Source organism: Hyphomonas sp. (assembly GCF_022844445.1).
Taxonomy (GTDB): Bacteria; Pseudomonadota; Alphaproteobacteria; order Caulobacterales; family Hyphomonadaceae; genus Hyphomonas.
This window is the reverse complement of the sequence record NZ_JALHLS010000004.1, coordinates 190,653-215,531: the sequence shown is the minus strand read 5'-3', so window position 1 is coordinate 215,531 and position 24,879 is coordinate 190,653. Positions and strand designations below refer to the sequence as shown.

Here is a 24,879-nt window from a genome sequence, read left to right as displayed (position 1 = left end):
GTGAAAGTTACCGCTTGCCCGCTGGCAGGTTCCCGCCGGGATCCGCGCAGAGGGTCAGCTCCCCGCGAACATCTATGGAGAAAGATCATGTCGCAAACTGCTTACCTCGTTTCTTGCGAAATCCTCTGCGGTGAAGGCAGCGATGGCGCCTTGGCCGGCATGGAGCGCGCCTTCATGATCGTAGGCGTGAACGCCGCCAGCGACGATGACGCAATGGCGAAAATCGAAGCCGACTTCGAAGAGCAGGGTTATGCAATTGCCGACGTCGAGTGGCTCTGCGAAGCCTCGCAGATGGAATGGGAAGATGCCGAAGGCGAAGCAGAAGCCAAGAGCATCATCGCCCGCCTCGCGGCTGAGCCGGGCGAAGTGGTCCATGGCGAGCTTTACGAGTCGTCGGAAGACGGCCTGAGCGAAGCCGCCTGATCCGGGCTTTTTCCTCCATATAACAAGACCTGATGTCTGCGGCTGCCCGAAAGGGTGGCCGCTTTTCTTTTGGCCGCGGCGCGCTGGCGGCCGGGGCTTTTTTGCGATTGTGCCGCCGGGCCGGCGGGAGTAACTGGCCCGGATGACCAAGACGATTTCCCTTCCCGGATTTGAGGATGTGCTCGCCGCTGCCGGGCGCGTTCGCGGATACGTGCGCGAGACGCCGGTACTGACCCATGACGTGATTGATGCAGCGGCAGGCGCTCGGATCTTCGTGAAGGCGGAATGCCTGCAGGTGACGGGCAGCTTCAAGATGCGCGGGGCGACGAACCGGCTGGCGCAGCTGACGGCTGAGCAGCGCAAGACGGGCGTAGTGGCGTTTTCGTCCGGCAACCATGCGCAGGGCGTGGCCCGGGCGGCGCGTCTAATGGGCATGCCGGCGGTGATCGTGATGCCCGCAGATGCGCCGCTGGTGAAGATTGCAGGCGTGAAGGCGGATGGCGGCGAAGTGGTGCTGTTCAACCGCGACACGGAGAGCCGCGAGGAGATCAGCAACCGGCTGGCGACGGAGCGTAGCGCGGTGGTGGTGCCGAGCTATGACGATCCGCACATTATTGCCGGGCAGGGCACGGCGGGGCTGGAGTTTGCAAGGCAGATGGAGGCGGCGGGCGAGACGCTGGACGCGCTGATCTGCTGCACGGGCGGCGGCGGGCTGATTTCCGGGGTGGCATTGGCCTTCGAGAAGTTGTCGCCAGCGACGCAGATATGGACAGCGGAGCCAGAGGCACATGACGACTGGGCGCGTTCGCTGGAGGCCGGGACGATCCAGGCCAATGCGCCGGGTACCCGCTCGATCTGCGATGCGATCCTGACGCCGCAGCCGGGCCAGCTGACCTTCGCGATTGGCAAGCGCCTGTTTGCGGGCGGGCTGCGCGTCAGCGATGACGATGTGCGCGGCGCGGTGCGGCTGGCGTTCGACCGGCTGAGGATCGTATCCGAGCCCGGCGGGGCAGCGGCGTTGGCAGCGGCTGTAGCCCGGTTGCCGGAGGCCTTGAAGGGCAAGCGCGTGGGCGTGCTGGTGACTGGCGGCAATGTCGACCCGGCGGATTTTGCGAAGATCATCACGCATCGCAGTTGAGCCTGGCCCGAAAAAGGCCCGCTTCACGCTATAGACAAGTGAGATGAACGACATGATTTACTGCGCCATTGGCGACATTCACGGCGAACTGGAGCGGCTGAAGGATCTGCACAGGCAGGTGCTGGGCTATGTGCGCGACGTGTTTCCGAAGCGGCCCGTGCAGTTCGTGCACCTGGGCGACCTGATCGACCGGGGGCCGGACTCCTGCGGCGTGGTGGACTACCTGATGGAGTTTGAGGCGGGGCGCTCTCTGCAGCCGGTGACGCTGCGCGGGAACCACGAGCAGATGATGATCGAGGCGCATGACGCGTTCGATGCGGGCTCCTCTGCCTGGCTCCAGTGGGTGGGCAATGGCGGCGAGGAAACGCTGGCGAGCTATGACGGCAAGCCGCTGCGCGTGCTGGAACGACACCTCGCCTGGCTGAGATCGCTGCCGACGCTGCACGAGGCAGACGCGGCGGGGCTGGTGTTTGTGCATGCCGGTATTGACCCTGACAGGTTTCCGGCCTGCGGAGAAAAAGTGCACATGTGGACGCGGCGGCGAGAGTTCCTTGATCCGCGCTGCTGGACCGCGCCTGCGCTGGAGCGCCGGCGCGTTGTTCACGGGCATACACCAACGCGCGACAGCTTCCCGGAGACGGACGAGGGCGGGCGAAGGCTTAACATTGATACCGGTGCTGTTTACGGCGGGCGAATGACCGCCGTGCTGCTGAGAGCGGGGGAGCCGGATCTGTTCTTTCATGCCTGATCGCCGGACCTGCGGTAGCGCCAGCAGGGCGGAGGGATTCGAAAGACAATATAAACCATGCCGAAAGCCCGCCTTTCTGTTTGGTTAACGGCATGTTCCGTCCCCGGACGAGATTCGCCTGCCTTCTTTCAAGCCGCTTTATCACCCGCGCGTTAAGCCTGAATGCTGAAGACAGCCGAATGCTGTCCGCACGAGGGCAACCAGAATGAAAGCTGCACCGCTGATCAGTCTCGGCGTCTCTGTCGCACTTGGCGCCGGCGCTATCTTTTTCGGAAGGGCATTCCTGTCCGGCGAGACGCCGGATGCACAGGCGAATGCCACCCCTGCCATTGCGATGACGAAAGTGCTGGTGATGACATCGACCGTGGAACCGGGCGCAATCATCGATCCGCAATTCGTCAAGGAAGTGGAATGGCCGGAGCGGGCCGTACCGGAAGGCGCGCTGAAGAATGTCAGCGAACTGGGCCCGAAGGCCTATTCCCGCGGCCTGATGGTGCCCGGCGAGCCGCTGCTGCTGCCGAAGATCGACACGACAGGCTCCGTGCTGACGCTTGCGGCGGCGATAACGCCCGGCATGCGGGCGGTTTCAATCGTCGTACGCAACGATACCGGCGTGTCCGGCTTCGTGCTGCCGGGCGACCGGGTGGACGTGAATGAGTTCATGGAGCTGGAGGATGCCGGCGGGCGCCCGGAAGGCTCGCGCGTTTCGGCAAACATCCTGGCGCGGCCGGTGCTTCGGCATGTGAAAGTACTGGCAGTGGACCAGAGTTTCGACGCGAACCTTGAGGGGGCCAAACCGTCGCAGACGGTGACCCTGGAGGTGACGCCGGACGATGCGCTGTTGCTGGGCGCGGCGAGCCAGCGGGCATCGCTGGGGCTGGCGCTGATCAGCCGCGACGAGGAAGCGATGGTGGCTGCCATCACGCCCCCGAAGCCGGTAGATGTTAAACGCGTCGTGCAGCCGGCCACTGTCCGCCGCGCGCCGGTCAACACAACCGTACGCGTGATCAATGGCGAGAGCGATGTGGAAGTGTCGGCGCCGATTGCGCGGACCGGAACCGAAGCAGGGGAGAAACGCTGATGCGTGCTGCACGACTGATCTCGGCGGTGGCTCTTGCCTGCTTCGCCATTGCACCTTCCGTATACGGTTGGACCGAGCGTTCGGCAGCAGACGGCGCGGAGCGGCTGGAGCTGCGGCGCGGAAAGTCGGCCGTTGTAGAGGCCGATGCGGCATTTGCAACGATCGTGGTGGCAGACCCCGAGATTGCTGAAGCGATGGCGACCTCGAACCGCTCCTTCTTCCTGCGCGGCAAGAAGCCGGGCTCGACGACCGTGCTGATCTACAATTCGGCCGGCGCGATTGCAGAGCTGATCGAGGTGGAGGTCAAACTCGGTCTTGAGGAGTTGCGCGCGGACTTGAAGCGCCTGCTGCCGGGCGAACCGATTGATGTTTATCCGGTGCACGACGGTGTGTTTCTTGACGGGCGCGTAACGACAGCCGGCGCGGCAGAAATGGCGCTTCAGGTGGCAGAGCGCTATGTTCCGGGCGGCGTCGCGAACGGATTATCCGTGGGGCAGAGTCAGCAGGTAATGCTGGAGGTGCGTTTCCTTGAGGCCAGCCGCAGTGCGGTGCGCGAGATTGGTTTCGGCAATTCCATCGATGCAAATGATTTCCAGTCCTCGACAGAAGGCGGAACGGTGTCGGGCCTCGCCTCTAAGACGGTCGCTCTTTTCACCAATGTCGGCGGAGAGAACATCGACGTTCAGATTCGCGCGCTTGAGGAGAAGGGCGTCATTCGCACGCTGGCGGAGCCGAACCTTGTGGCGCTGTCGGGCGACACGGCAAGCTTCCTGGCGGGCGGCGAGTTTCCAATTCCCGTGGGCAACAAGGACAACGAGATCACGATCGAGTTCAAGAAGTTCGGCGTGAGCCTCGACTTCACGCCGACGGTGCTTGGCGACGGTCTGGTAAACCTCCGTGTGCGGCCAGAGGTTTCGGCGCTGGACCGTGCCAATGGCATCCGCGCCTCGAACATCGAAATCCCCGGAATCTCCGTGCGCCGGGCGGATACGACGGTGGAATTGCATGACGGGCAGGCCTTCGCGGTCGCGGGCCTCCTCCAGAACAACTATTCCAATGACGTGCGCCAGACGCCCTGGCTCGGCAATGTGCCGATCCTCGGCTCACTGTTTTCCTCCAAACGTTTCCAGCGCAACGAGAGCGAACTCGTCATCATAGTGACGCCGCGCCTGGTGCAGCCGATGGCGCATCCGGATCAGGTAGCTTCGCCGCTAGATGCCTTTGCGGAGCCCTCCGAGAGCGAGCTCTTCCTGATGGGCAGAACCGTGGGCGCCGCGGCAGAGATTACAGGGAACTGATCAACATGAAGAACTTCAAGACTATCCTGCTCGTTCTGCCTTTTGGCCTGCTCGCGGCCTGTGCCTCTGTCGACGCGCAGGACCGGTTCCTGCTCGGCGAAGCCAACAAGGCAAACATTGCCGCACAGGCCGAACGCAATGTGGACCTGCCGAATTCGAAAAAGGTGGAATCCACATCCGGCGTGCGGGCGGTGAAGGCCGTGAAGGCGCTGAATGATGGTCAGACCAAGGAATTGGCGAATACCGGCACCGGAGGTGCGGAGTAATGTCGGCGGCTGTCAAACTGCAGGGCGTGCCCGCCCCGGCGACTGCCGGGCGGAGCATGCCATCGATGGCCGTTCTGGCGACGCAGGAGCGCGTTGCGGAATTGAAGACCCTGTGCCCGGATGTGCAGGACCTGTCCCAGGTGCAGCCGGCGGACGTGGTGCAGCGCCACGGCGGCGGGCTGTTGCTGATCGAGCAGGGTCTGCCGGGCTGGGACCAGCTGCTGCTGATGCTGGCGGTGGAGCGCCCGTCGACGGCGGTGGTGGTGGTCTCTGACCAGCTGCCGGCGCACATGGTGCGTGCGCTGATGAAACTCGAAGCCTGGGATGTGCTGGCGGTTTCCGCCAGTGCTGGCGACCTGCTGGAGACGGCTGCGCGCCTCAGCGACGCGCGCACCGAGACCAAGGGCGGCGCGGCGACCTCTGTCTGCTGGGCCTTCCGGGGCGCTGTGGGCGGGGCTGGCGTCTCGACGCTGGCGATTGAAAGCTCGTTCGCGCTGGCGCGGCTTGTTGGCCCCGGTAAGGTGTGCCTGGTGGACCTGAATCTTGCCGATGGCATGACGGCCTCGTTCCTCGAGGCTGTGCCGAAGCTGGACCTTCCGGCGCTGTCGAGCGCGCCCGAGCGCCTCGATGCGCGGCTTCTGGCGGCCTGGTGCTGGCAGCATGAGGACGGCGTGTCGATCATCGCCTCGCCGCGCAACCCGGAAGCCGACCTGATGGCCAGCGAAGCGGCGGTGCTGCGCTTGCTGGACGTGACGTGCGCCGCTTTTCCCTATGTGATCCTCGACATGCCGCGCCATATGATGCCGTGGACGAAGTCGGTCCTGTCGGCGGTCGATCAGGCGGTGATCGTCAGTGAGCTGACTGTACCGAGCCTGCACGCCGCTGCCGACATGTGCCGGGACATTGACGCCCTTCGCGGCGAAGGTAGCAAGGCGCGCCTGGTTCTGAACCGGATGTTCCAGAAGAAGCAGTTCCGCGCCGGGTTCCCGGTCGACCAGGCCGAGAAGGCGATCGAGCGAAAGATCGACGTGACGGTGACGTCCGACTGGGACGCCGCCCGCACGGCGGTCAACCTCGGCAAGCCGGTTGCAAACGTGAAGCCGAAGAGCGCCCTGGTAATGGATGTGGACAACATGGTCCGCAAGTTTGCGCCCGAAGGCATGATCGAGAACTCCCAGACCACTCGGACAGCGAAGAAGGCCAGAGCATGAGCCGTTTCGGATTTTCGCCTGCCATCAAGAAGGATGAGCCCGCCTTAGCTGCGCTAGCCTCTGCAGCGGCGGCGCCAGCTGCACGCGGCAAGCCTGAGCCGGCTGGGTTCGACATGCTGGAAGCCAAGCTGCGTGTACATGCCAAGCTGATTGACGAGTTGGACTTGTCTGCGCTCGACAAGATGGATGACGAGACGATGCGACGGCGCGTGCGCGGCATCATCGGCGAGATCATCCGCAAGGAGGAGATGGCGCTGTCCTCGGCCGAGGAATCTTCGTTCGCCGATGCAGTGATGGACGAGATGACGGGTCTCGGTCCCATCGAACCTCTGCTCAAGGACGATTCCATCGCGGATATCCTGATCAACGGCTGCAACCAGGTCTACATCGAGCGCGGCGGCAAGCTGCAGCTCGCACCTGTGCGCTTCGCTGACAATGATCACCTCTTGCGCATCGTGCAGCGGATCGTGGCCGCCGTGGGCCGGCGCGTGGATGAGAGCCAGCCGCTGGTCGATGCGCGCCTGCTCGATGGCAGCCGCGTGAACGCAGCGGTAATGCCGATTGCGATTGATGGTCCGCTGGTCTCGATCCGGAAGTTCTCCAAGTCGCCATTGACGATGGACAAGCTGGTTGATTTCGGTGCGATTCCGCGCCCTGTGGCAGACTTTATCCTGGGTGCCGTGAAATGCCGCGCCTCGACCGTGATTTCGGGCGGTACAGGCTCGGGCAAGACGACGTTGCTGAACGCGTTGTCATCCGCCATCAGTCCCGATGAGCGTCTGATCACCATAGAAGATGCCGCAGAGCTTCAGCTGCAACAGCCGCACGTTGCGCGCATGGAAACGCGTCCGCCGAACATTGAAGGCAAGGGAGAGATTCGCCAGCGCGAGCTCGTCAAGAACGCGCTGCGCATGCGGCCTGACCGGGTGATCCTCGGAGAGGTACGCTCGGAAGAAGCCTTCGACATGTTGCAGGCGATGAACACCGGTCACGAAGGCTCGATGGCCACGATCCATGCCAACAACCCGCGCGATGCGCTGACGCGTCTTGAGCAGATGGTTATGATGGGCGGAATGAAGATTTCCGAAGAAGCTATCCGCGGACAGATCGCTTCGGCCGTGAATTTTATCGTGCAGGCTACGCGCCTGTCGGATGGCTCGCGCAAGGTAGTTTCGATCGCCGAGATCACCGGGATGGAGGGCTCGGTCGTGCAGCTTCAGGAAATCTTCAAGTTCGAACGCACGGGAACGGCTGAGAATGGCAAGGTGCAGGGGCACTTTATGGCCACCGGTCTTCGCCCGAAATTCCTCGACGAGATGGAGCGCAAAGGCGTTTTCATGCCCGCCGGAATGTTCGATCCCTCCAGCCGGTTCTGATCAGGAGCGCACGTGTTCGGCCTGCCTGACCCGACGAGTTTCGACCCTGCGCTCATCATCCCTGCGGTGATGGCTATGGGCGCCGTGTTCATGGCGATCCAGTCCGTACTCGGACTGGTGTCGAACGCGCAGACCAAGCGAATCGTCAATAGGCGCCTGCAGTTCAAGGAGCGGTTCGCGACGCACAATGAGGCGATGGTGGAGCTGCGCAAGAGCCGCGGTCTCGACCGTGAGGGTAACCTCGCGATGTCGCTGCTCTGGCTGAACCAGCTGATCGTGCGCTCGGGCCTGAAGTTCGAACCGGTCAAATGGGCCGCGATGTCGGCGGCGGGATCGCTGGTGCCGGCAGGGCTTGCCTTCGTGTATGCGGGCGGCATCTGGGTCGCAGTGCCGGTCTATGTCGTATTCCTGCTGGTCGCGCCATTGGTCGTGATAAAGCATCTCGCCGGTCAGCGCGCCAAGAAAATGGCGAGCCAGCTGCCGGATGCGCTGCAGATCGTCTGCCGCAGCCTGGAGGCTGGCCACCCGGTGGCCACCGCCGTATCGCTGGTCGCGCGCGAGATGCCGGATCCCATCGGCACCGAGTTTGGCATGGCGGCCGACGAGGTATCCTACGGCATGTCGCTGACCAATGCCGTTCAGCGGATGGCGGAGCGGGCAGGTGATCCGGATGTGGAGCTCTTCGCGGCCACCGTGCGCCTGCAGGAGAAGACCGGAGGCAATCTGACCGAGCTTCTGAAGTCCAACACCGATACCATCCGTGGACGCCAGACCATGCGCCTCAAGGTACGCGCGGCGTCGTCAGAAGGCCGCACATCGGCGATGATCCTGACCTCGGCGCCGTTCATGGTGATGGCCGCCATCCACATGCTGCGTCCTGAATTCTACGGCAACGTGATCGGCGATCCGCTGATCCAGTACGGGTTTGCCGGCCTGTTCGTGTGGATGGTGATCGGCAACCTGGTCATGAACAAGATGATCAATTTCAAGATGTGATGCCGGGGGCGATGAGCATGACCTTCCTCTCGGAGCCCGCCATTCCGGCGCTGCTGTTCTTTCTCGCGATGCTTGCCGCGATCCCGGGCATCATCTCGTTCCTGCGTAGCCGCAAGGCAGACGAGGATGTCAGCCGCCGCCTGGTGCGCCGCAATCCGGATGCCATCGATCAGCCGCGCCGTGGCAATGTCATTGCGCAGGCAGTATTGGGTTTTGCCGACAATGCGGCGCCCACCGAAGGCGAAGAAGTCAACGCCGTGCGCGGGAAGCTGAACATGGCGGGCTTCACACAGAAGAATGCGGTGTCGCGATACTTCGCAGCCCGGTTCGTCTGCGTGGTGATCCCGCAGGTGGCGCTGTTCTTTTCGCTGCCTTACTTTGCCGACCTGCCGAAATATGCACCGATCGGGGCGTCGCTGCTCCTCGTTGTGCTGGGGCTCGGCGCGCCGGGGAAATATCTCGACATGCGCATCGCGCAGCGCAAGCAGGCCGCCTCGCTCGGGTTTCCGGACATGATGGACCTGCTGGTTGCCTGCGTCGAAGCTGGCCTCAGCCTCGACGCCGCGGTGCAGCGCGTCGGTGAGGAACTTGAGCTGCGCCACCCGATCATTGCCGGTCACATGCGCACTCTGTCGCTCGAACTTCGCGCAGGCCGTGCACGCAAGAAGGCCTGGCGAGCCTTCGCCGACCGGCTGGGTCTGGAAGAGGCCGGATCACTCGCAACGATGCTGCGCCAGGCTGAGGAAATGGGCACCAGCCTTGGTCAGACCTTGCGGGTTTTCTCGGCAGACATGCGCCAGCGGCGCATCCTCTATGCCGAGGAAAAGGCCATGGCTTTGCCCGCGAAGCTGACATTGCCCTTGATTTTCTTCGTGTTTCCGGTCCTTTTGGGGGTGCTGACATTGCCGGCTGTCGTGATGCTTGGCAGGGCCCTTCCGTCATGACGGGCTAGGCGAAGTGCCGGCAGATTGCTAGGGATCGCTCATGCCGACCTATCTCGAATTTGAAAAACCGATCGCCGAACTCGATTCCAAGATCGCCGAGCTGGAAGCCCTTGCTGCGCGCAAGGATGGGCCGTCGATCACTGACGAGCTGACCAAACTGAAGACCAAGTCTGCCAAGCAGCTGAAGCAGATCTATTCCGATCTTGACGCCTGGCGCATCACTCAGGTGGCGCGCCATCCAGACCGGCCGCATTTCTCTGACTTCATCGGCTCGATATTCGAGGAGTTTGAGGAACTCGCCGGCGACCGGCACTTCGGCAATGACGAAGCGATCATCGGCGGGCTCGCCCGGTTCCGGGGGCGCTCGGTCGTCATCATGGGCCACGAGAAAGGGCGCACCACCGAGAAGCGCCTGAAGCACAATTTCGGCATGGCGCACCCGGAAGGCTACCGGAAGGCTGTGCGCCTGATGGACCTCGCCGAGAAGTTCAGCATGCCCGTCCTCTCGTTCCCGGATACTGCTGGCGCCTATCCCGGCAAGGGCGGCGAAGAGCGCGGTCAGGCCGAGGCGATTGCGCGCGGTACGCAGCGCGGTCTCTCGCTCGGGGTTCCATTCGTGACGCTGGTGATCGGCGAAGGCATGTCGGGCGGCGCCATTGGCATCGCCGCAGCCAACCGCGTGCTGATGATGGAATACGCGATCTATTCGGTGATCTCTCCGGAAGGCTGCGCCTCGATCCTCTACCGCGACTCGTCGAAGGCGAGCGAAGCGGCGCAGTCGATGGCGATCACGGGACCTGACCTGCTGAAACACAAGATCGTCGACGGCATCGTGAAAGAGCCAGTCGGCGGCGCGCACCGCGATCCGCAGCGCGCGATGGCCTCGGCGGCAAAGGCGCTTGATGCGGCGCTGCGCGACCTGGAAGGCCTAACCCCGGCCGAACTGCGCCGTCAGCGGCGTGACCGGTTCTACGCGATTGGCCGTGAGGGGCTGTAGGGCCCTTCCGGTTCCGGTGCGCCGGCATGGCTGAACGCGACTGGATCCGGCGATACTTCGCCCCGCTGGCGTCTGCGCCCGGCGCTGCTGGTTTGACGGACGATACCGCCCAGCTGGCCGCCGCCAATGGTCCGGTGGTCATCACCACGGATGCGATGGTTGAAGGCGTGCATTTCCTCGCCGGTGATCCCATCGCGAGCCTTGCGCGGAAGCTCGTGCGCGTGAACGTTTCCGATATCCTGGCGAGCGGTGCAGAGCCCGCGGAGGCGCTGCTGACGCTCGGCTGGCCGGAAGGGCGGCCAGAAGCTGAGCTTGCGGCCTTTGCCTCGGCGCTGGGCGAGGAGCTCTCGGCTTGGGGCGCCGTGCTGATCGGGGGGGATACCGTCTCCAGCCCGGCTGGCCTGTTCCTGTCGCTTACGCTGACCGGGCGCTGCCTCGGCGCTGGGCCGGTGCGGCGCGGCGGTGCAGGGGCGGGGGATGAACTCTGGGTGACGGGCGAGATCGGCGGCGCCCGGCGGGGCTTTCTCGCGCGGGCTGCGGGTGAGGCGAGCCCCTGGATAGAGGTCCTGCAGGTGCCGGACCTGCCGCCGCTGGCGGCCGCCGGACTGGTTGCCCGGCATGCTACAGCGGCGATGGATGTATCCGATGGCCTGCTCGGTGACGCCCGCTCGCTGGCCGAGGCGTCCGGGACAGGCGTCGAGATAGACTTCGAATCAGTGCCCTTCGCCGGCGGGCCCGCAGAAGCGCCTGAACGCCTCGACCTGTCGATCTGGGGCGATGACTACCAGCTTCTCTTCACGGCCCCCCCGGCAGCGGGGGAGCTGCTGCTGCGGGAGGCCGCGCAGCAGGGCATCCGGCTTTCCCGTATCGGGCGAATCCGGTCGCAGCCGGGCCTGCTTGTTTCATCGGAAACCGGCCCCGTTAACCTCCCGGAAACTGTCGCCTTCGAGCATGGCAGAATCGGAATGTCTGCCACTCGCCCCTAAAGCGAGGCAGGTTGCACCCCAGGGGGCCGGCTGGCAGGCAGAACCGTCGATACAAGGCGCCGCAGCCCCTGCATTTGCAGGGCTGAACGGCATAAGGGGTTAAAGGAAGGATTCACCAATGACTTGGTACTTGCTTGCACTCGGTGCAGGGTTCCTGTCGGTCGCCTATGGCTACTGGCAGATCAATTCCATCATGAAGGCTCCCGCGGGCAACGCGCGGATGATCGAAATTTCTCAGGCTATCCAGGAAGGCGCCAACGCCTACCTGAGCCGCCAATACCGCACCATCGGAATGGTCGGCGCGGCTGTCGCGGTTCTCCTGTTTTTCTTGCTCGGCTGGAAAGCCACGCTGGGCTTCCTGATCGGCGCCGTTCTCTCGGGCCTTGCCGGTTTCATCGGCATGCTCGTCTCCGTCCGCGCCAACGTGCGCACCACGGAAGCCTCGCGCAAAGGCCTCAACGAAGGCCTGCAGATGGCCTTCAAATCGGGCGCCGTCACCGGCATGCTCGTGGTTGGCCTGGCGCTGCTCGGCATCGTTGGCTATTATGGCCTCCTCACCGGCCCGCTGGGCCTTGCCCTCGGCAACGAAGACCAGAAGCGTGAGATCATCGACGCGCTCGTCTCGCTCGGTTTCGGCGCTTCGCTGATCTCGATCTTCGCCCGTCTCGGCGGCGGCATCTTCACCAAAGGTGCGGACGTCGGCGGCGACATGGTCGGCAAGGTTGAAGCCGGCATCCCGGAAGATGATCCGCGCAACCCTGCCACCATTGCAGACAACGTCGGCGACAACGTCGGGGACTGCGCCGGTATGGCAGCCGATCTGTTCGAGACCTATGCGGTGACGCTCGTCGCCACGATGGTTCTCGGCGGCATCTACTTCGCCGCCACACCCTATATCGGCGAGATCATGATGCTGCCCCTCGCCATCGGCGCGGTGTGTATCGTCACCTCGATTATCGGCACCTTCTTCGCCAGCCTCTCGAAAGGCTCCACCGATGTCATGGGCGCGCTCTATAAGTCACTCATCGTCACCGGCGTCCTGTCGATCGGCGGTCTCGCGATTGCCATCGAAACGGTCCTTCCCGGCGGTCTCGGCGGCACGATGGAAGGCGCTGGCGCCCTCCTGGGCCTGATCGATCCGGTTACCGGCCAGGCGGCCGACATCACGGGCTGGAAGCTGTTTGCCTGCGGCGTGGCGGGTCTCTTCGTCACCCTGCTGATCGTCGTGATCACGGCCTACTATACGGAAACCAAGTACCGCCCGGTGCGTTCGGTGGCGAAAGCCTCCGAGTCGGGCCACGGCACGAACGTCATCCAGGGCCTCGCCGTCTCGCTGGAGGCCACCGCGCTTCCGGCTCTGACGATCATCGGCGGCATCCTGCTGACCTATAACCTCGCCGGCCTCTACGGCATCGCGATTGCCACGACGACCATGCTGGCGCTTGCCGGTATCATCGTGGCGCTTGATGCCTTCGGCCCGGTGACGGACAATGCCGGCGGCATTGCCGAAATGGCCGAGCTGCCGTCGGAAGTCCGCAAGACGACCGACGCTCTCGATGCGGTTGGCAACACCACCAAGGCTGTCACGAAAGGCTACGCGATCGGCTCTGCCGGTCTCGGCGCGCTCGTGCTGTTTGCGGCGTATGCGGAAGATCTCAAGTACTTCTCGGCCCGCGCCGTTGAAGGCTCGTTCTTCTACAATGTCACCGTCGACTTCTCGATTGCCAACCCCTACGTCGTGGTCGGCCTGCTGTTCGGCGGCCTTCTGCCGTTCCTTTTCGGCGGTATGTCGATGATGGCCGTGGGCCGCGCCGCACAGTCGGTGGTGGAGGAAGTCCGCCGCCAGTTCCGCGAAAAGCCGGGCATTATGCTGGGTACCGAAAAGCCGGACTACGGCCGCGCCGTGGACCTGCTGACCCAGGCGGCGATCAAGGAAATGATTGTTCCGTCGCTGCTGCCGGTGCTCTCACCGATCGTGCTGTTCGTCGCCATCTGGCTGATCGCCGGTTCCGGCGCAGCCCTTGCAGCCGTCGGCGCCATGCTCCTCGGCGTGATCGTGACCGGCCTGTTCGTGGCCATTTCGATGACCTCGGGCGGCGGTGCATGGGACAACGCCAAGAAATACATCGAAGACGGCCACCATGGCGGCAAGGGCTCGGAAGCCCACAAGGCTGCCGTGACCGGTGACACCGTGGGTGACCCCTACAAGGACACCTCCGGCCCGGCCGTGAACCCGATGATCAAGATCACCAACATCGTGGCGCTGCTGATGCTCGCCGTGCTGGCCGGCCACTAAGGTCCGGATACAGATCAAACGAAAGCCCCGGAACTTCGGTTCCGGGGCTTTTTCATGTCTGCAGGGCGGAGAGACCGGAAGGCCTACTGCTGGCGGCCGGTCGGATTGTCGGGCGTTGCCTCGTCGGTGTTCGGCAGGCGCACGGCGCCGACGGTGCCGAAGATCTGCTCCCAAAGACCCAGTTCGCGGCCGCGGGTTGCCGTCTCGCGGGCGGAGTAGCTGATCACCTGGCCATCGGCTGCAGTGTAGCGCAGCACTTCGTCGACCTTGTCATCTTCGCCGAAGCGGATGGCGGTGATGCTTCGGTCGGCGACCTTGGGCTTGTAGAACGCGAAGCGCTCCTGCACGTCGGAAATGTAGAACCAGGTATTGGTGTCGAAAAGGCCTTCGGTCGAGGGCGAACCGAGTTGGGCCGAGACCGACGAGCGGGTGTCTTCGCCCGGCTTGATGTCGTATGGCTGGATCTCGTCCGGGATATAGCCGTGGAAATCGCGTGCGGGCGTAAGGCACGCCGTCAGGGGCAGCACGAGCAGGCTGGCCGCCAGGATGGCACTTTTACGCATGGAGTCACTCCAGATGGGCTTTGACCAACGAACTAGCGGCAGGTAACCGGGCTTGGCAAGCATGGGAGTGCACCCTTGACGGCATTTTCGGGCAACTGGTTCCAGCGTCGCGGCGCGCGGCGGAAAGCCGCCCGTGAGGCCTATCGCCGGCTTTTGCGCCACGCGCTGGAGCCGTTCTGGTATCTGGAAGGCGGGGTGCCGGACACGTTCGACGGTCGCGCCGGCATGGTCACCCTCCTTACCAGCCTCGCCATCGTCCGCCTGAGCCGCATCGAGGGGCCGGATTCGGCGCCTGTGACGGCGCGGCTCAATGACCTTGTGCTGGACGGGTTCGATGCTGCGTTCCGGGAAAAGGGTGTCGGGGATGCCTCCATTGCCCGCAAGGTGCGCAGGCTGGCTGAGGTGCATGCCGGCGTCGGCAGGGCGACGTTCACGGCGTTCACGGCGCCTGCTGGGCCGGGGCAAGCCGTCGAGTTGGCCGAGATCCTGCGCCGGAACGGGGCCGTGGCGCCTGGCCGTGCCGCCGCGCTGGCCGCTCAGCTGCTGGCGCTGCAGGCGCATCTCGCCGGCCAGCCGGATGAAGAAATCCTGCATGGCCGGTTCGACTGGATCGCCGCGGCGGCGGGCGGGCCCGCCTTTCAGCACTGAACCTGCCGCATCTGGCCCGTTGCCTTGCCTCCCGGCGACGCTTAAACCACGCGAAAATACCTAGAATCTGGCCACTCATGCAGGCACAGGACCGGATGAACCCCGCGCAGACGATTTCGATAGACGCCATGGGCGGAGACGATGCCCCGGGCATTGTGATCGACGGCGTGGCCAGCTTCCTCGAAAGCCGGCCGGCAATGCGGGCCCTGCTGCATGGCGATGAGGTGAAACTCGCCCCGCTGGTGGCCGCCCGTCCGGTGCTGCAGTCACGTGCCACGATCGTCCATGCTGTCACGGACAAGATCACCAGCGACATGAAGCCCAGCCAGGCGCTGCGGCGAGGCAAGGGCACGTCTATGTGGAACGCCGTCGAGGCGATCCGCGAGGGGCGGGCAGGCGCTTCGGTCTCGGCCGGCAATACCGGAGCGCTGATGGCGATTTCGATGCTGATCCTGCGCAAGATGGACGGCGTCCACCGCCCGGCGATGACGGCCGTTTGGCCGACGCTGCGGGGACGCACCGTGGTCCTGGATGTCGGCGCCAATGTTGAGGCGGATGCTCAGCAGCTCGTCACCTTCGCCATCATGGGCGAGGCTTTCGCGCGCGCCACGCTCGGCATCGCGCGTCCGACCGTGGGCCTGCTCAACATCGGCTCTGAAGAAATGAAGGGCCATGAGGAAGTGCGCGAGGCTCACGAATGGCTGCGCGCGGCGGGGCTCGATCTGGACTATCGCGGCTTCATCGAGGGGGACGACATTTCCTCCGGCGCAGTCGATGTTGTTGTCACCGACGGTTTCACGGGCAACGTGGCGCTGAAGACCGGCGAGGGCGTGGCCCGGATGCTGGCTAGCCATATGCGCGATGCCTTCACCGAAAGCCTGATGTCAAAAGCCGGCGCCGTGCTGGCCATGAACGGGCTCAAGCGGCTGAAGTCGTTGATGGACCCAAGTAACGTCAATGGCGGCGTCCTGCTCGGACTCGGCGGTATCTCGGTCAAGAGCCACGGCAGCGCCGACGCCCGCGGCTTTGCCCGTGCGTGTGAAATGGCGGCAGACCTTGCCGCCAGCGATTTCCAGGGCGAAATCGCCGCCAACCTCGCTAAGATCGGAACCGGTGGTGTGGCTGCCTGAGGGCAGCGCGCGGCCAGTCGAAAGGAAGAGCCAGCATGGCGCGACGCAGTTTCATCCGCGGAACCGGAAGCTACCTTCCCGAGCGTGTGCTCTCGAATGCGGAACTCGCCGGGATGGTCGAGACCTCCGACGAATGGATCCAGGAACGGACCGGCATCCGCCAGCGCCACATCGCCGCCGATGGTGAGTTGACCTCTGACATTGCGACCGCCGCTGCCCGGCGCGCCCTGGCCGCGGCCGGCATAGACGCTTCGGAGATCGATCTGATCGTGCTGGCGACCACCACGCCGGACCGCACCTTTCCCGCCACCGCGACCGCCGTGCAGGCCAAGCTCGGCATCTCCGGCGGCGCCGCGTTTGACGTGCAGGCTGTCTGCTCAGGCTTCCTGTTTGCGCTCGCCACTGCCGATTCGATGCTGAAGCAAGGCCTGTTCAACCGCGCGCTGGTGATCGGCGCGGAGACCTTTACACGCATCATCGACTGGTCGGACCGGGGTACCTGCGTGCTGTTCGGCGATGGCGGCGGCGCGGTCGTGCTGGAAGCACGCGAAGGCGAGTTCGCCGCCGACGAGGGTGTGATCACGCACCATATCCGCACCGACGGCACCAAGTCCGACCTGCTCTATGTTGATGGCGGCGTCAGCTCCACCGGCACGATCGGTCATGTCCGGATGGAAGGCAATCGCGTGTTCAAGCACGCCGTTGCCAACATTTCCGCCGCGATCGAAGCAGTGCTGGCAGAAACCGGCCTGACCTCAGCGGACATCGACTGGTTCGTGCCGCACCAGGCCAACAAGCGCATTCTCGACGGCGTCGCAAAGAAGCTGAGCATCCCCGAAGAGAAGGTTGTCATCACGGTCGACCAGCATGCCAACACGTCGGCTGCCTCGATTCCGCTCGCGCTCGACCATGCCGTACGGACCGGCCGCGCCAAGTCCGGCGACCTCATTCTCTCCGAGGCAATGGGCGGCGGTTTCTCATGGGGGGCGAGCCTGTTCCGCCTCTGATCGTCGGCCTGTTCCAGATTTCACTAACGCGTACGCTAGGAATTCGTTAAGATACCGGGCTTAGGCTTTTGCGAAAGGCGAATGGGCAAATGAGCAGCGAGACCGTTACCCGTGCTGAAGTCACTGACGCGATTGTCCGCGAAGTAGGCGTGACCCGGCAGGAATCCGCAGACCTTCTTGACCGTACGCTGGAACTCATCGGCGCCGCTCTCGAGCACGAAGAAGAAGTGAAGCTCGCCCGCTTCGGCAACTTCGTCGTGCGCGCCAAATCCGCCCGAGAGGGACGCAACCCCAAGACCGGTGAAGAGGCTCCCATCGCGGCCCGCCGCGTCGTCACGTTCCGTCCGTCGCCGATGCTCAAGTCCCTCGTCGGACGAGACTGACACCGCAGGCCCCCGCATGACCGCACTCAAGTCCCGGATCGAGAAGTCTTCGTCTGCCTTCCGCTCGATTGGTGAAGCGGCAAGCGAACTGGGCCTTGAAACGCATGTGCTGCGCTATTGGGAAACCCGTTTTCCCAGGGACATCCGCCCGATCAAGCGCGAGGATGGCCGGCGCCTGTTCCGGCCGCAGGACATGGACGCACTGCGCGCTATCCGCATCCTCGTGCATGAGCGCGGGATGACGCTGAAGGGCGCGAAAACGATCCTCGCGGAGCAGGGTATCGAGGCCGTGCTCGGCGGCACTGCCACGCTCTCCGCCGCCCTCGAGCCGGTGCCAAGCCCCGCGCGCGAACTGCAGGCCAGCGTCGCCCTCGCGTTCGCCCCGCCTGATCGCAAGGCCCGCCTGGAGGAAGCCCTGCGGGAACTCACGGACATCAAGGGCCGCATCGACGCCGCCCGCGCCCGCCGCGCCGCCTGAACTCCAGCTTTTGGATTTTTTGGTCGGAACGAGAGGATTCGAACCTCCGACCCCTAGTCCCCCAGACTAGTGCGCTACCGGGCTGCGCTACGCTCCGACCGAACGCGCTGTATAGGCAAAGGCCTGCCCCGCTGCAACCGGGATAATCCCGTCCAGACAGTAACTCACGGTAACCGGAAACTACCCCAAAACCGCCTGGCGCAGCGCCCGTGCATCCCACAGGGCGTTGTGCTGGACAGCATCCATGATTTCGCTCGGATAGGCGGAGGCGTGCAGAAGGCGCAGCGATAGTTCCGGGATCCGCACCATCTGGCCCGGCCCGATGATCAGGCATTGCATCAGGTGCATCAGGTCCTCTGGCCAGTCGGCGACGATCTCCGGCGCCGCATCGCCTGCCAGGAACGCCTGGATGACGCGCCCGAACTTCGCCAGTGGCTGCACGTCCGGGCGCGCGTCGCTCAGTGAGAGGAAAGGCAGCACATGCTCCTCGACCCAGGGATGGGGCACAAGAAGGTCCAGCTCGGCCTCCGGCCGGACGAGGTAGAGTTCACTCGTCTCGCCCGAAAGGGCCAGACTGATGAGCTCGCCGCCGAAGCCGTTGAATTCGCAGTCGAGGAAATAGAGCAACGGCCCTATTTCCCCTTTGCAAGATCAAGCGAGTCCGTCTTGCCCACAGCGCCCAGCGCGAAGGCATATTCGGTGGCGACTTCCTTGAGGCCTTCGAACCGGCCCGAGGCGCCGCCATGGCCTGCATCCATGTTGATACGCAGGAAGTAGGGACCGGCCTCCGGCGCTTCATGGCGCAGCTTCGCCGCCCACTTTGCCGGCTCCCAATATGTGACGCGCGGATCGGTCACGCCCCCGGTGATCAGCATTGCCGGATAGTCGAGCTTCGTGACCTGATCATACGGGCTGTAGGCGAGGATCGTGTCATAGGCCTTTTCGTCCGTAAGCGGATTGCCCCATTCGGGCCATTCCGGCGGTGTCAGCGGCAGGCTCTCGTCAGACATCGTGTTGAGTACGTCCACGAACGGGACGGCCGCAATTACGCCGGCGAACAGTGTCGGGTCCATGTTGACCGCCGCGCCGACCAGCAGGCCGCCTGCCGATCCGCCATGCGCGACCAGCTTGCCGCGCTGCGTGTAGCCTTTGTCGACCAGGTACTGGCCAGCCGCGATATAGTCCTTGAACGTGTTGGTCTTCTTGTCGAGCTTGCCGTCCAGGTACCACTGGTAGCCCTTCTCCATGCCGCCGCGCATGTGCACGATTGCGTAGATGAAGCCGCGATCCACGAGGCTGAGGCGGCCGGTGCGGAAGTCCGCTGGCATCGAGATTCCGTAAGAGCCGTAACCGTAGAGCAGAACCGGCGCGGTGCCGTCCACTCGCGTATCCTTGTGGCGCAGCAGCGTCACCGGAACGAGCGCGCCGTCCCATGACGGCGCCATGATCCGTTCGGCGACATAGTCTGCCGGATTGTGGCCCGAGGGCACTTCGCGCGTCTTGCGCAGCACTTTCTCGCGCGTATTCAGGTCATAGTCGTAAACCTGGTCCGGCGTGGTCGGCGAAGCATAGTCGAAGCGCAGGACGGGCACATCGAAGTTGTGCCCGCCTTCCAGGCCGACACTGTAGGCGGCTTCATCGAAGCTGATGGAATGCGAGCTGCCATCAGCGCGCGAACGGATCACGATGCGCGGCAGCGCGTTCTCGCGCTCCATGATGGCGAGATAGTCCTTCTGCGCACTGACGCCGAGCAGCAATGTTCCTGGGCGGTGCGGGATCACATCGGTCCACGCTTCGCGCGATGTAGACGCCATCGGCGCCTTCACCATCTTGAAGTCCACGGCGCCTCCGGCATTGGTGACGATGTAGAATGCGCCGTCCCAATGGGTGACGGAGTATTCCTCATCAATCACGCGCGGTGCGACGAGGCGGAGCGTGGGGTTTAGTTCATCAGCAGGGAACCAGTAGACTTCCGAGGTTGTGTGACCGCCGGCCGAGACGAAGATCACGTCTTCGCTCTCGCTGGTTTCCAGGCCCACAAAGAAGCCGGGATCCTTTTCCTCGTAGATCAGCGTGTCTTCGCCGGTCTCGAGATTGCGCTGGTAGACCGCATCCGGGCGGCTGTTGGCATCGCGGTGGACCCAGAAGAGCGCCTTGCCTGTCCTGCTCCATTCGAAGGAGCCATAGGCGTTGTCGATGACGGTCGAGGTCAGCTCGCCTGTCTCGATGTTCTTCACACGGATGGTATAGAATTCGCTGCCTTTGATGTCCGTCGCGTAGGCTACGTACTTGTGGTCGGGCGAGACTTCGATGTCATTGAAAGCAAAATAGTCCTGGCCTTCGCCGAGCGCGTCCCCGTCCAGAAGGATTGTTTCCGGCGCTGATGTGTCAAAGGCCTGCGCGGCTGGACGGCGGGCATAGACCATATACTCTCCACCTTCACGAAAGCGGGTATAATAGGCCCAGTCACCATCGACGGCTGGCACGGAGCTGTCATCTTCCTTGATGCGGCCGCGCATCTCGTTGAACAGTTCGTCGCGCAGCGCGGTCGTCGGGTCTTCGAGACGCACCTTGGTGTAGGCGTTCTCGGCTTCGAGGTAGCCGCGGATTTCCGGCTTCAGCTGCGACGGATCGCGCATCACTTCCTGCCAGTTGTCATCCTTGAGCCAGTTGTAAGGATCATTCCGCGTACGGCCGAGCTGGGTGATTTCATGATCAACCCGGGCGGCCACAGGTGGCTGGGGCAGGGCCGCCTCGGCGCTGGTCAGGGTTACAGGTTCCACAGTGTCTTTGGTCATCGTGCATCCCGAGAACAGGGCGGTTGCGGCCACCAGGCCGGCGAATTGAGCAACAAGGCGCATTGAAGGCTCCGCTTATCGATAAACGCGACACTGGCCTGTGCCGCAGGGGCCTGTCCAGCCCTTATTCGGAGGGCCGGAAATCCAGCACCGCGCCGTTGATGCACCAGCGCTCGCCGGTCGGCGGCGGGCCGTCGCGGAACACATGTCCCTGATGCAGGCCGCAGGTGGCGCAGTGGCATTCGGTGCGGGGGTAGACCATCTTGAAGTCGGTCTTGGTAGCCACGGCGGCCGGATCGACCGGCTTCCAGTAGCTTGGCCAGCCAGTGCCGGACTCGAACTTGTGTTCCGAAGACCAGAGCGGCGTGCCACAACCCTTGCAATGGTAGACGCCGGCGCGCTTTTCGTCCTGGAAGTTGCCGGGAGTAAAAGCGCGCTCGGTGCCTTCCTTCACGCCGACCCGGTAGGCCTCGGGATCAAGGATCTCACGCCATTCGGCGTCCGTGCGGTTGATCTTTGTCTTGGTCATCGGGGGCGCTCCATCAGTGGTTCGCCCCCAATATAGGTGTTCGGTCAGCCGTAGAGAACGGTAATCGACTCAGCGACGAGCGCCGGGCGGTCCTTGCCCTCGATTTCGACGGTCGCTTCCATCTTCATCGTCTTGCCGCCGGCCTTGGATTCAACCGACAGGCATTTCTGGCGCAGGCGTACTTTCGAGCCCACGGGGACCATGTTGGTGAAGCGCACCTTGTCAGAGCCGTAGTTGATGCCGCGCGTAGTGCCTTCTACCCGGAGGACTTCAGCGCCCAGCATCGGCAGCAGCGACAGTGTCAGGAAGCCATGGGCGATCGGGCCGCCGATTTCCTTGGTCGCGCGCGCCACATCGACGTGGATCCACTGATGGTCGCCGGTTGCCTCAGCAAACTTGTTGACCCGGTCCTGGTCGATCGTGTGCCAGTCGGACACGCCGACTTCCTGCCCGGCAAGGGATTCGAGATCTGCGTAGGAAATTTTACGGGGGTTGGCCATCGGTGTCCTCCTTGATGCGGTTTTGCCTGTTCTGGCGCGGCCCCGGCGCTTCCGCAAGGGTAACGGCGCGTCAATTGTGGCCCGCTTGACTGCGGGGCGCGCGGGCTCAAGGTAGAGCTTCCGCCGGAGACCTGCGCCTCATGACCCTCGCTACCCTCTTTTCGCTCCGGAAGGGCACGCCGGGCCATGCGCGGCTGATCTATGCCGGTCTGCTTGCAGGTCTCCTGGTGCCTGGGCTCAACGTCGTGGCGGCGGCGATGGCTTACTTCAACCGCGGGCAAGGCGACGCTGTGATCGAGAGCCACACGCGCAACCAGCTGCACATCTTTGCCAAGAGCGTGGTTTACGTCGGCATCGGTCTCATCCTGACGTATTTCCTCGTCGGCGTCCTGGTCATCATGGCCGCCATCATCTGGTACGTCCTGCGCAACGCGCGGGGCCTGCAGGCCCTCGCCGCAAACCGGCCGGCAGACAACCCTGCCAGCTGGCTGCTCTGACCTTTCAGCCGAGATGCCGGTCCAGTGCGCCAAGGAAGCGCGCGATATCGCTTTCGCTCGTGAACAGGTGCGGCGTGATCCTGAGGCGGCTCCCGCGCTTGGAGACGTAGATGTTCTCTGACCGAAGTCGCGCCGTCAGATCATCCGGCGCCGTGTCCGGCAACAGCGCGCCGAGATAGTGCGGCCCGCGCCCGCTTTCCGGGCCCGTCGTCAGTCCTCGTTTTTCCAATGCCTGCGCAAGTGTCCGGCTCTGCTGGCCCAGCGTCATCTCGATGTTCGCAACGCCCCAGTCGAGGATCTGCTGCACTGCGGCGTGCAGCGCCGGCAGCAGCGCGAAGTTCGACCGCTCGCCCATGTCATAACGCTCCGCGCCCGGAGCATAGGCGTCGGTATAGTCGATCAGGCGCGAGAAATCAGCGGCGCCCTCGCGCGTGATCCAGTTCTGTTCCAGCGGTATGCCGTCTCGCCTGTGCGGCGCCGCGTAGAGGAAGCCCGTCGCATACGGCCCGAGCAGCCATTTGTAGCCAGCAGTGACCACGAAGTCGGGCTGCACCTCGGCCACATCGAATACCATCGCGCCGCAGCTCTGTGTCAGGTCCAGCACCAGCGCCGCGCCCACTTCGCGACACCGCGCACCGACCGCCTTCAGGTCAATCCGCGCCCCGTCCGTCCAGCGCACCTGCGCGCAGGCGACGAGCCCAGTGTCCGGTGTGATCGCGTTCAGCAGCGCCTCCGACAGGGAGACGTTGCCCGCCGCCGCAACCGTTTCAATCACCGCGCCGGTTGCCCGCGCATGTTCGCGCCAGGTGTAGACGTTGGAGGGAAACTGGTCCGCGAGAAGCAGGATTTTCTGCCCCCTCGCCAGTGGCAGGTTGCGTGCTGCCGTGGCGAGGCCGTAGCTCGCTGACGGAACGAACGCGATGCCTGCCTCGTCCGCGCCGATCAGCTTCGCCAGCAACGGACGCAGCGCGCGCGTATCTGTGAAAAAATCCGAATCCGGAATGGTCCAAGGCCGCAGCTTGCGAGAGATGCCCCGCTGCCCCGCCGCCGAAGCGGCAAGGGGGAGCGGCCCCATGGTCGCGACGTTCAGGTAGGCCACGTCTTCCGGAATGTCGAAGAGATGGCGTTGGTTCGGGATCAGGCTCACATTGAAGCCTTCGCGCCAGCCAGTTCGGCCAGGAAGTGGTAAGACGCCTTCGGCGTGCGCCGGAGCGTCCTGTAATCGACATGTACCACGCCAAAGCGCGGGCCGTACCCCATCGCCCATTCGAAATTGTCGAGCATCGACCAGACCAGATAGCCGCGCACGTCGGCCCCTGCCGCCCGCGCCTCCAGCACTGCACCGAGATACCGATTCAAGTAAGACACGCGCGCGGTGTCCTCGACGCGCCCTGCTGTATCCGCCTCGACATCATCCGCCATGCCGTTCTCGGTCACATAGACCGGTAGGCCGTAGCGCTTCGACGTCTCCACCAGCATGTCGCGGAAGGCGCCCGGCGCCACATGCCAGCCCATCAGCGTCGTCTCCGCGCCCTCAGGCGGGCTCGCATTGCGGAAGCCAAACGCATTGACGCGCGCCTGCGCATAGGTCGGCGAGTAGTGGTTCAGCCCCAGCCAGTCGAGCGGAGTATAGATCGCTTCCTCATCGCCGGGCTTGATCCGCGCACCCATCCACTCCCGCATGATCGGATCATACTTGCCCAGGAAAACCGGGTCGGCCGTGCCGCGGTTCATCGCCGAATCCATCTTCGCCGCCGCCGCGCGGTCATCCTCAGTGTTTGCTGCAGGCAGCGCCGGCTGCAGGTTCGGCACCGAGCCGATCTGCGCACCCGCTGGCAGCTCCCCGCGCAGCCGCCGTACTGCCGCGCCGTGCGACAGGTTCACATGATGCACGGCGTCGAGCCAGGCCTCGCGGTCGCGGATACCCGGCGCATGCACACCGGCGCCATAACCCAGCATCGTGAACATGTTCGGCTCATTGAACGTCGCCCAGTGCGAGACCCGGTCGCCCAGCCGCTTGGCCAACAGTCCTGCATAGTCCGCAAACAGCGGAACAATCTCCCGGCTCGTCCAGCCGAGCCCGGACTTGTGTAGCGCCAGCGGCAGGTCCCAGTGATAGAGGCAGAGCCAGGGAGCCACGCCGCTCTGCAAAAGTTCGTCCACCAGCCGGTCATAAAAGTCCAAACCTGCCTCATTCGGCGCCCCGCGCCCCTCCGGCAGCACGCGGCTCCACGACACAGAGAACCGGTAGGCGCCAAAGTTCGCCGCCTTCATAAGCGCTACATCTTCCTTGTACCGATGGTAGTGGTCGCAGGCGACATTCCCGGTGTCACCGTTCTTCACCCGGCCGGGCTCTGCACTGAACGCATCCCAAATGCTCGGGCCGCGGCCGTCCAGATCGTGCGCGCCTTCAATCTGGTAGGACGCCGTAGACGCGCCCCAGACAAAGTCCTTCGGAAAATCGCTGCGGCTGACCATGCATTCCTCCCAGGTTTCCCGGAAGGATGCGCTGCCTGCCTTCGGATCGCAAGGCCGCCTCAGCAAGCGATATTGCCCGCTCCATTTGCAGCGGGGGCCTCGGCCAGA

26 protein-coding genes and 1 tRNA gene are annotated in these 24,879 nt (G+C 64.1%); 19 read left to right on the top strand and 8 right to left on the bottom strand.

Going from position 1 to position 24,879, the window contains the following annotated elements; all coding sequences use genetic code 11:
• Nucleotides 1-87 precede the first annotated feature (87 nt).
• From Q0C17_RS06895 to Q0C17_RS06835, 13 genes are all read left to right on the top strand, one after another.
• Entirely contained in the window at nt 88-423 is a 336-nt protein-coding gene (locus Q0C17_RS06895; RefSeq protein WP_291203357.1) for a hypothetical protein, read from the top strand.
• A 142-nt stretch (nt 424-565) separates the two neighbouring features.
• Entirely contained in the window at nt 566-1,561 is a 996-nt protein-coding gene (locus Q0C17_RS06890) for a threonine/serine dehydratase (RefSeq protein ID WP_291203354.1), read from the top strand.
• A 43-nt stretch (nt 1,562-1,604) separates the two neighbouring features.
• The gene (locus Q0C17_RS06885) at nt 1,605-2,309 is read left to right on the top strand and encodes a metallophosphoesterase family protein (protein ID WP_291203351.1); all 705 of its coding nucleotides are present in this window, start codon (nt 1,605-1,607) and stop codon (nt 2,307-2,309) included.
• A 205-nt stretch (nt 2,310-2,514) separates the two neighbouring features.
• A complete protein-coding gene (gene cpaB / locus Q0C17_RS06880) occupies nt 2,515-3,390 on the top strand; it encodes a Flp pilus assembly protein CpaB (protein ID WP_291203348.1) in 876 nt (291 codons plus the stop codon).
• Nucleotides 3,390-4,688, top strand: a complete 1,299-nt coding sequence (locus tag Q0C17_RS06875; RefSeq protein WP_291203346.1) for a type II and III secretion system protein family protein — start codon at nt 3,390-3,392, stop codon at nt 4,686-4,688. Before cpaB ends, Q0C17_RS06875 begins: the two co-directional genes overlap by 1 nt.
• A gap of 5 nt (nt 4,689-4,693) precedes the next feature.
• Entirely contained in the window at nt 4,694-4,954 is a 261-nt protein-coding gene (locus Q0C17_RS06870) for a hypothetical protein (RefSeq protein ID WP_291203343.1), read from the top strand.
• A complete protein-coding gene (locus tag Q0C17_RS06865; protein WP_291203340.1) occupies nt 4,954-6,165 on the top strand; it encodes a hypothetical protein in 1,212 nt (403 codons plus the stop codon). Before Q0C17_RS06870 ends, Q0C17_RS06865 begins: the two co-directional genes overlap by 1 nt.
• A complete protein-coding gene (locus tag Q0C17_RS06860; protein WP_291203337.1) occupies nt 6,162-7,541 on the top strand; it encodes a CpaF family protein in 1,380 nt (459 codons plus the stop codon). Before Q0C17_RS06865 ends, Q0C17_RS06860 begins: the two co-directional genes overlap by 4 nt.
• Nucleotides 7,542-7,553: 12 nt before the next feature.
• On the top strand, nt 7,554-8,537 hold the full coding sequence (locus tag Q0C17_RS06855) for a type II secretion system F family protein (RefSeq protein WP_291203334.1): 984 nt from the start codon (nt 7,554-7,556) through the stop codon (nt 8,535-8,537).
• A 17-nt stretch (nt 8,538-8,554) separates the two neighbouring features.
• The gene (locus Q0C17_RS06850; protein ID WP_291203331.1) at nt 8,555-9,481 is read left to right on the top strand and encodes a type II secretion system F family protein; all 927 of its coding nucleotides are present in this window, start codon (nt 8,555-8,557) and stop codon (nt 9,479-9,481) included.
• 40 nt (nt 9,482-9,521) lie between these two features.
• A complete protein-coding gene (locus tag Q0C17_RS06845; protein WP_291203328.1) occupies nt 9,522-10,478 on the top strand; it encodes an acetyl-CoA carboxylase carboxyltransferase subunit alpha in 957 nt (318 codons plus the stop codon).
• Between the two features lie 26 nt (nt 10,479-10,504).
• Nucleotides 10,505-11,464, top strand: coding sequence for a thiamine-phosphate kinase (gene thiL / locus Q0C17_RS06840; RefSeq protein WP_291203325.1), 960 nt, complete (start codon nt 10,505-10,507; stop codon nt 11,462-11,464).
• 118 nt (nt 11,465-11,582) lie between these two features.
• Nucleotides 11,583-13,760 carry a sodium-translocating pyrophosphatase gene (locus Q0C17_RS06835; protein WP_291203322.1) on the top strand — a complete coding sequence of 726 codons (2,178 nt, stop codon included), beginning with the start codon at nt 11,583-11,585 and terminating at the stop codon, nt 13,758-13,760.
• Nucleotides 13,761-13,843: 83 nt separating this feature from the next.
• Here the strand turns inward: Q0C17_RS06835 and bamE are convergent, their stop codons facing one another.
• On the bottom strand, nt 13,844-14,323 hold the full coding sequence (gene bamE, locus Q0C17_RS06830; RefSeq protein ID WP_291203319.1) for an outer membrane protein assembly factor BamE: 480 nt from the start codon (nt 14,321-14,323) through the stop codon (nt 13,844-13,846).
• A gap of 75 nt (nt 14,324-14,398) precedes the next feature.
• Here bamE and Q0C17_RS06825 point away from each other — a divergent pair, with 75 nt between their 5' ends.
• The 5 genes from Q0C17_RS06825 to Q0C17_RS06805 all read left to right on the top strand — a co-directional run bounded on the left by Q0C17_RS06825 (nt 14,399) and on the right by Q0C17_RS06805 (nt 17,969).
• Nucleotides 14,399-14,971 (top strand): ubiquinol-cytochrome C chaperone family protein, encoded by a 573-nt coding sequence (locus tag Q0C17_RS06825; protein ID WP_291203316.1) that lies wholly within the window; start codon nt 14,399-14,401, stop codon nt 14,969-14,971.
• A gap of 77 nt (nt 14,972-15,048) precedes the next feature.
• Nucleotides 15,049-16,101 carry a phosphate acyltransferase PlsX gene (gene plsX, locus Q0C17_RS06820; RefSeq protein ID WP_291203313.1) on the top strand — a complete coding sequence of 351 codons (1,053 nt, stop codon included), beginning with the start codon at nt 15,049-15,051 and terminating at the stop codon, nt 16,099-16,101.
• 35 nt (nt 16,102-16,136) lie between these two features.
• Complete coding sequence (locus Q0C17_RS06815; RefSeq protein WP_291203310.1) at nt 16,137-17,108, top strand: beta-ketoacyl-ACP synthase III; 972 nt, start codon at nt 16,137-16,139, stop codon at nt 17,106-17,108.
• 89 nt (nt 17,109-17,197) lie between these two features.
• The gene (locus Q0C17_RS06810; protein ID WP_291203307.1) at nt 17,198-17,491 is read left to right on the top strand and encodes an integration host factor subunit alpha; all 294 of its coding nucleotides are present in this window, start codon (nt 17,198-17,200) and stop codon (nt 17,489-17,491) included.
• Between the two features lie 16 nt (nt 17,492-17,507).
• Nucleotides 17,508-17,969 (top strand): MerR family transcriptional regulator, encoded by a 462-nt coding sequence (locus Q0C17_RS06805; RefSeq protein WP_291203304.1) that lies wholly within the window; start codon nt 17,508-17,510, stop codon nt 17,967-17,969.
• Nucleotides 17,970-17,989: 20 nt separating this feature from the next.
• On the opposite strand, the gene Q0C17_RS06800 is transcribed toward Q0C17_RS06805, so the two are convergent.
• The 5 genes from Q0C17_RS06800 to Q0C17_RS06780 form a co-directional block, all read right to left on the bottom strand.
• Nucleotides 17,990-18,066 (bottom strand) — tRNA-Pro (locus Q0C17_RS06800).
• An 83-nt stretch (nt 18,067-18,149) separates the two neighbouring features.
• Nucleotides 18,150-18,596 carry a hypothetical protein gene (locus Q0C17_RS06795; protein WP_291203300.1) on the bottom strand — a complete coding sequence of 149 codons (447 nt, stop codon included), beginning with the start codon at nt 18,594-18,596 and terminating at the stop codon, nt 18,150-18,152.
• A gap of 5 nt (nt 18,597-18,601) precedes the next feature.
• A complete protein-coding gene (locus Q0C17_RS06790; protein ID WP_291203298.1) occupies nt 18,602-20,767 on the bottom strand; it encodes a S9 family peptidase in 2,166 nt (721 codons plus the stop codon).
• 124 nt (nt 20,768-20,891) lie between these two features.
• A complete protein-coding gene (gene msrB / locus Q0C17_RS06785) occupies nt 20,892-21,296 on the bottom strand; it encodes a peptide-methionine (R)-S-oxide reductase MsrB (RefSeq protein ID WP_291203295.1) in 405 nt (134 codons plus the stop codon).
• 44 nt (nt 21,297-21,340) lie between these two features.
• A complete protein-coding gene (locus tag Q0C17_RS06780; protein ID WP_291203292.1) occupies nt 21,341-21,796 on the bottom strand; it encodes a MaoC family dehydratase in 456 nt (151 codons plus the stop codon).
• A 140-nt stretch (nt 21,797-21,936) separates the two neighbouring features.
• On the opposite strand from Q0C17_RS06780, the gene Q0C17_RS06775 reads away from it, so the two are divergent.
• Complete coding sequence (locus Q0C17_RS06775) at nt 21,937-22,293, top strand: hypothetical protein (protein ID WP_291203289.1); 357 nt, start codon at nt 21,937-21,939, stop codon at nt 22,291-22,293.
• Between the two features lie 4 nt (nt 22,294-22,297).
• Here the strand turns inward: Q0C17_RS06775 and Q0C17_RS06770 are convergent, their stop codons facing one another.
• On the bottom strand, nt 22,298-23,440 hold the full coding sequence (locus tag Q0C17_RS06770) for an aminotransferase class V-fold PLP-dependent enzyme (protein ID WP_291203286.1): 1,143 nt from the start codon (nt 23,438-23,440) through the stop codon (nt 22,298-22,300).
• Nucleotides 23,437-24,771: a GH1 family beta-glucosidase gene (locus tag Q0C17_RS06765; RefSeq protein ID WP_291203283.1), complete on the bottom strand. Its 1,335-nt coding sequence runs from the start codon at nt 24,769-24,771 to the stop codon at nt 23,437-23,439. The genes Q0C17_RS06770 and Q0C17_RS06765 overlap by 4 nt, the downstream gene beginning before the upstream one ends.
• Between the last annotated feature and the right edge of the window lie 108 nt (nt 24,772-24,879).

Bases quoted from the DNA above. Each gene is read 5' to 3' on its own strand.
- Q0C17_RS06895 (WP_291203357.1), top strand. From the start codon at position 88: ATGTCGCAAACTGCTTACCTCGTTTCTTGCGAAATCCTCTGCGGTGAA.
- msrB (WP_291203295.1), bottom strand. From the start codon at position 21,296: ATGACCAAGACAAAGATCAACCGCACGGACGCCGAATGGCGTGAGATC.
- Q0C17_RS06860 (WP_291203337.1), top strand. From the start codon at position 6,162: ATGAGCCGTTTCGGATTTTCGCCTGCCATCAAGAAGGATGAGCCCGCC.
- Q0C17_RS06845 (WP_291203328.1), top strand. From the start codon at position 9,522: ATGCCGACCTATCTCGAATTTGAAAAACCGATCGCCGAACTCGATTCC.
- Q0C17_RS06815 (WP_291203310.1), top strand. From the start codon at position 16,137: ATGGCGCGACGCAGTTTCATCCGCGGAACCGGAAGCTACCTTCCCGAG.
- Q0C17_RS06870 (WP_291203343.1), top strand. From the start codon at position 4,694: ATGAAGAACTTCAAGACTATCCTGCTCGTTCTGCCTTTTGGCCTGCTC.
- Q0C17_RS06775 (WP_291203289.1), top strand. From the start codon at position 21,937: ATGACCCTCGCTACCCTCTTTTCGCTCCGGAAGGGCACGCCGGGCCAT.
- Q0C17_RS06810 (WP_291203307.1), top strand. From the start codon at position 17,198: ATGAGCAGCGAGACCGTTACCCGTGCTGAAGTCACTGACGCGATTGTC.
- thiL (WP_291203325.1), top strand. From the start codon at position 10,505: ATGGCTGAACGCGACTGGATCCGGCGATACTTCGCCCCGCTGGCGTCT.
- Q0C17_RS06805 (WP_291203304.1), top strand. From the start codon at position 17,508: ATGACCGCACTCAAGTCCCGGATCGAGAAGTCTTCGTCTGCCTTCCGC.
- bamE (WP_291203319.1), bottom strand. From the start codon at position 14,323: ATGCGTAAAAGTGCCATCCTGGCGGCCAGCCTGCTCGTGCTGCCCCTG.
- Q0C17_RS06790 (WP_291203298.1), bottom strand. From the start codon at position 20,767: ATGACCAAAGACACTGTGGAACCTGTAACCCTGACCAGCGCCGAGGCG.
- Q0C17_RS06780 (WP_291203292.1), bottom strand. From the start codon at position 21,796: ATGGCCAACCCCCGTAAAATTTCCTACGCAGATCTCGAATCCCTTGCC.
- Q0C17_RS06885 (WP_291203351.1), top strand. From the start codon at position 1,605: ATGAACGACATGATTTACTGCGCCATTGGCGACATTCACGGCGAACTG.
- plsX (WP_291203313.1), top strand. From the start codon at position 15,049: ATGCAGGCACAGGACCGGATGAACCCCGCGCAGACGATTTCGATAGAC.
- Q0C17_RS06835 (WP_291203322.1), top strand. From the start codon at position 11,583: ATGACTTGGTACTTGCTTGCACTCGGTGCAGGGTTCCTGTCGGTCGCC.
- Q0C17_RS06875 (WP_291203346.1), top strand. From the start codon at position 3,390: ATGCGTGCTGCACGACTGATCTCGGCGGTGGCTCTTGCCTGCTTCGCC.
- Q0C17_RS06890 (WP_291203354.1), top strand. From the start codon at position 566: ATGACCAAGACGATTTCCCTTCCCGGATTTGAGGATGTGCTCGCCGCT.
- Q0C17_RS06865 (WP_291203340.1), top strand. From the start codon at position 4,954: ATGTCGGCGGCTGTCAAACTGCAGGGCGTGCCCGCCCCGGCGACTGCC.
- Q0C17_RS06765 (WP_291203283.1), bottom strand. From the start codon at position 24,771: ATGGTCAGCCGCAGCGATTTTCCGAAGGACTTTGTCTGGGGCGCGTCT.
- Q0C17_RS06850 (WP_291203331.1), top strand. From the start codon at position 8,555: ATGACCTTCCTCTCGGAGCCCGCCATTCCGGCGCTGCTGTTCTTTCTC.
- cpaB (WP_291203348.1), top strand. From the start codon at position 2,515: ATGAAAGCTGCACCGCTGATCAGTCTCGGCGTCTCTGTCGCACTTGGC.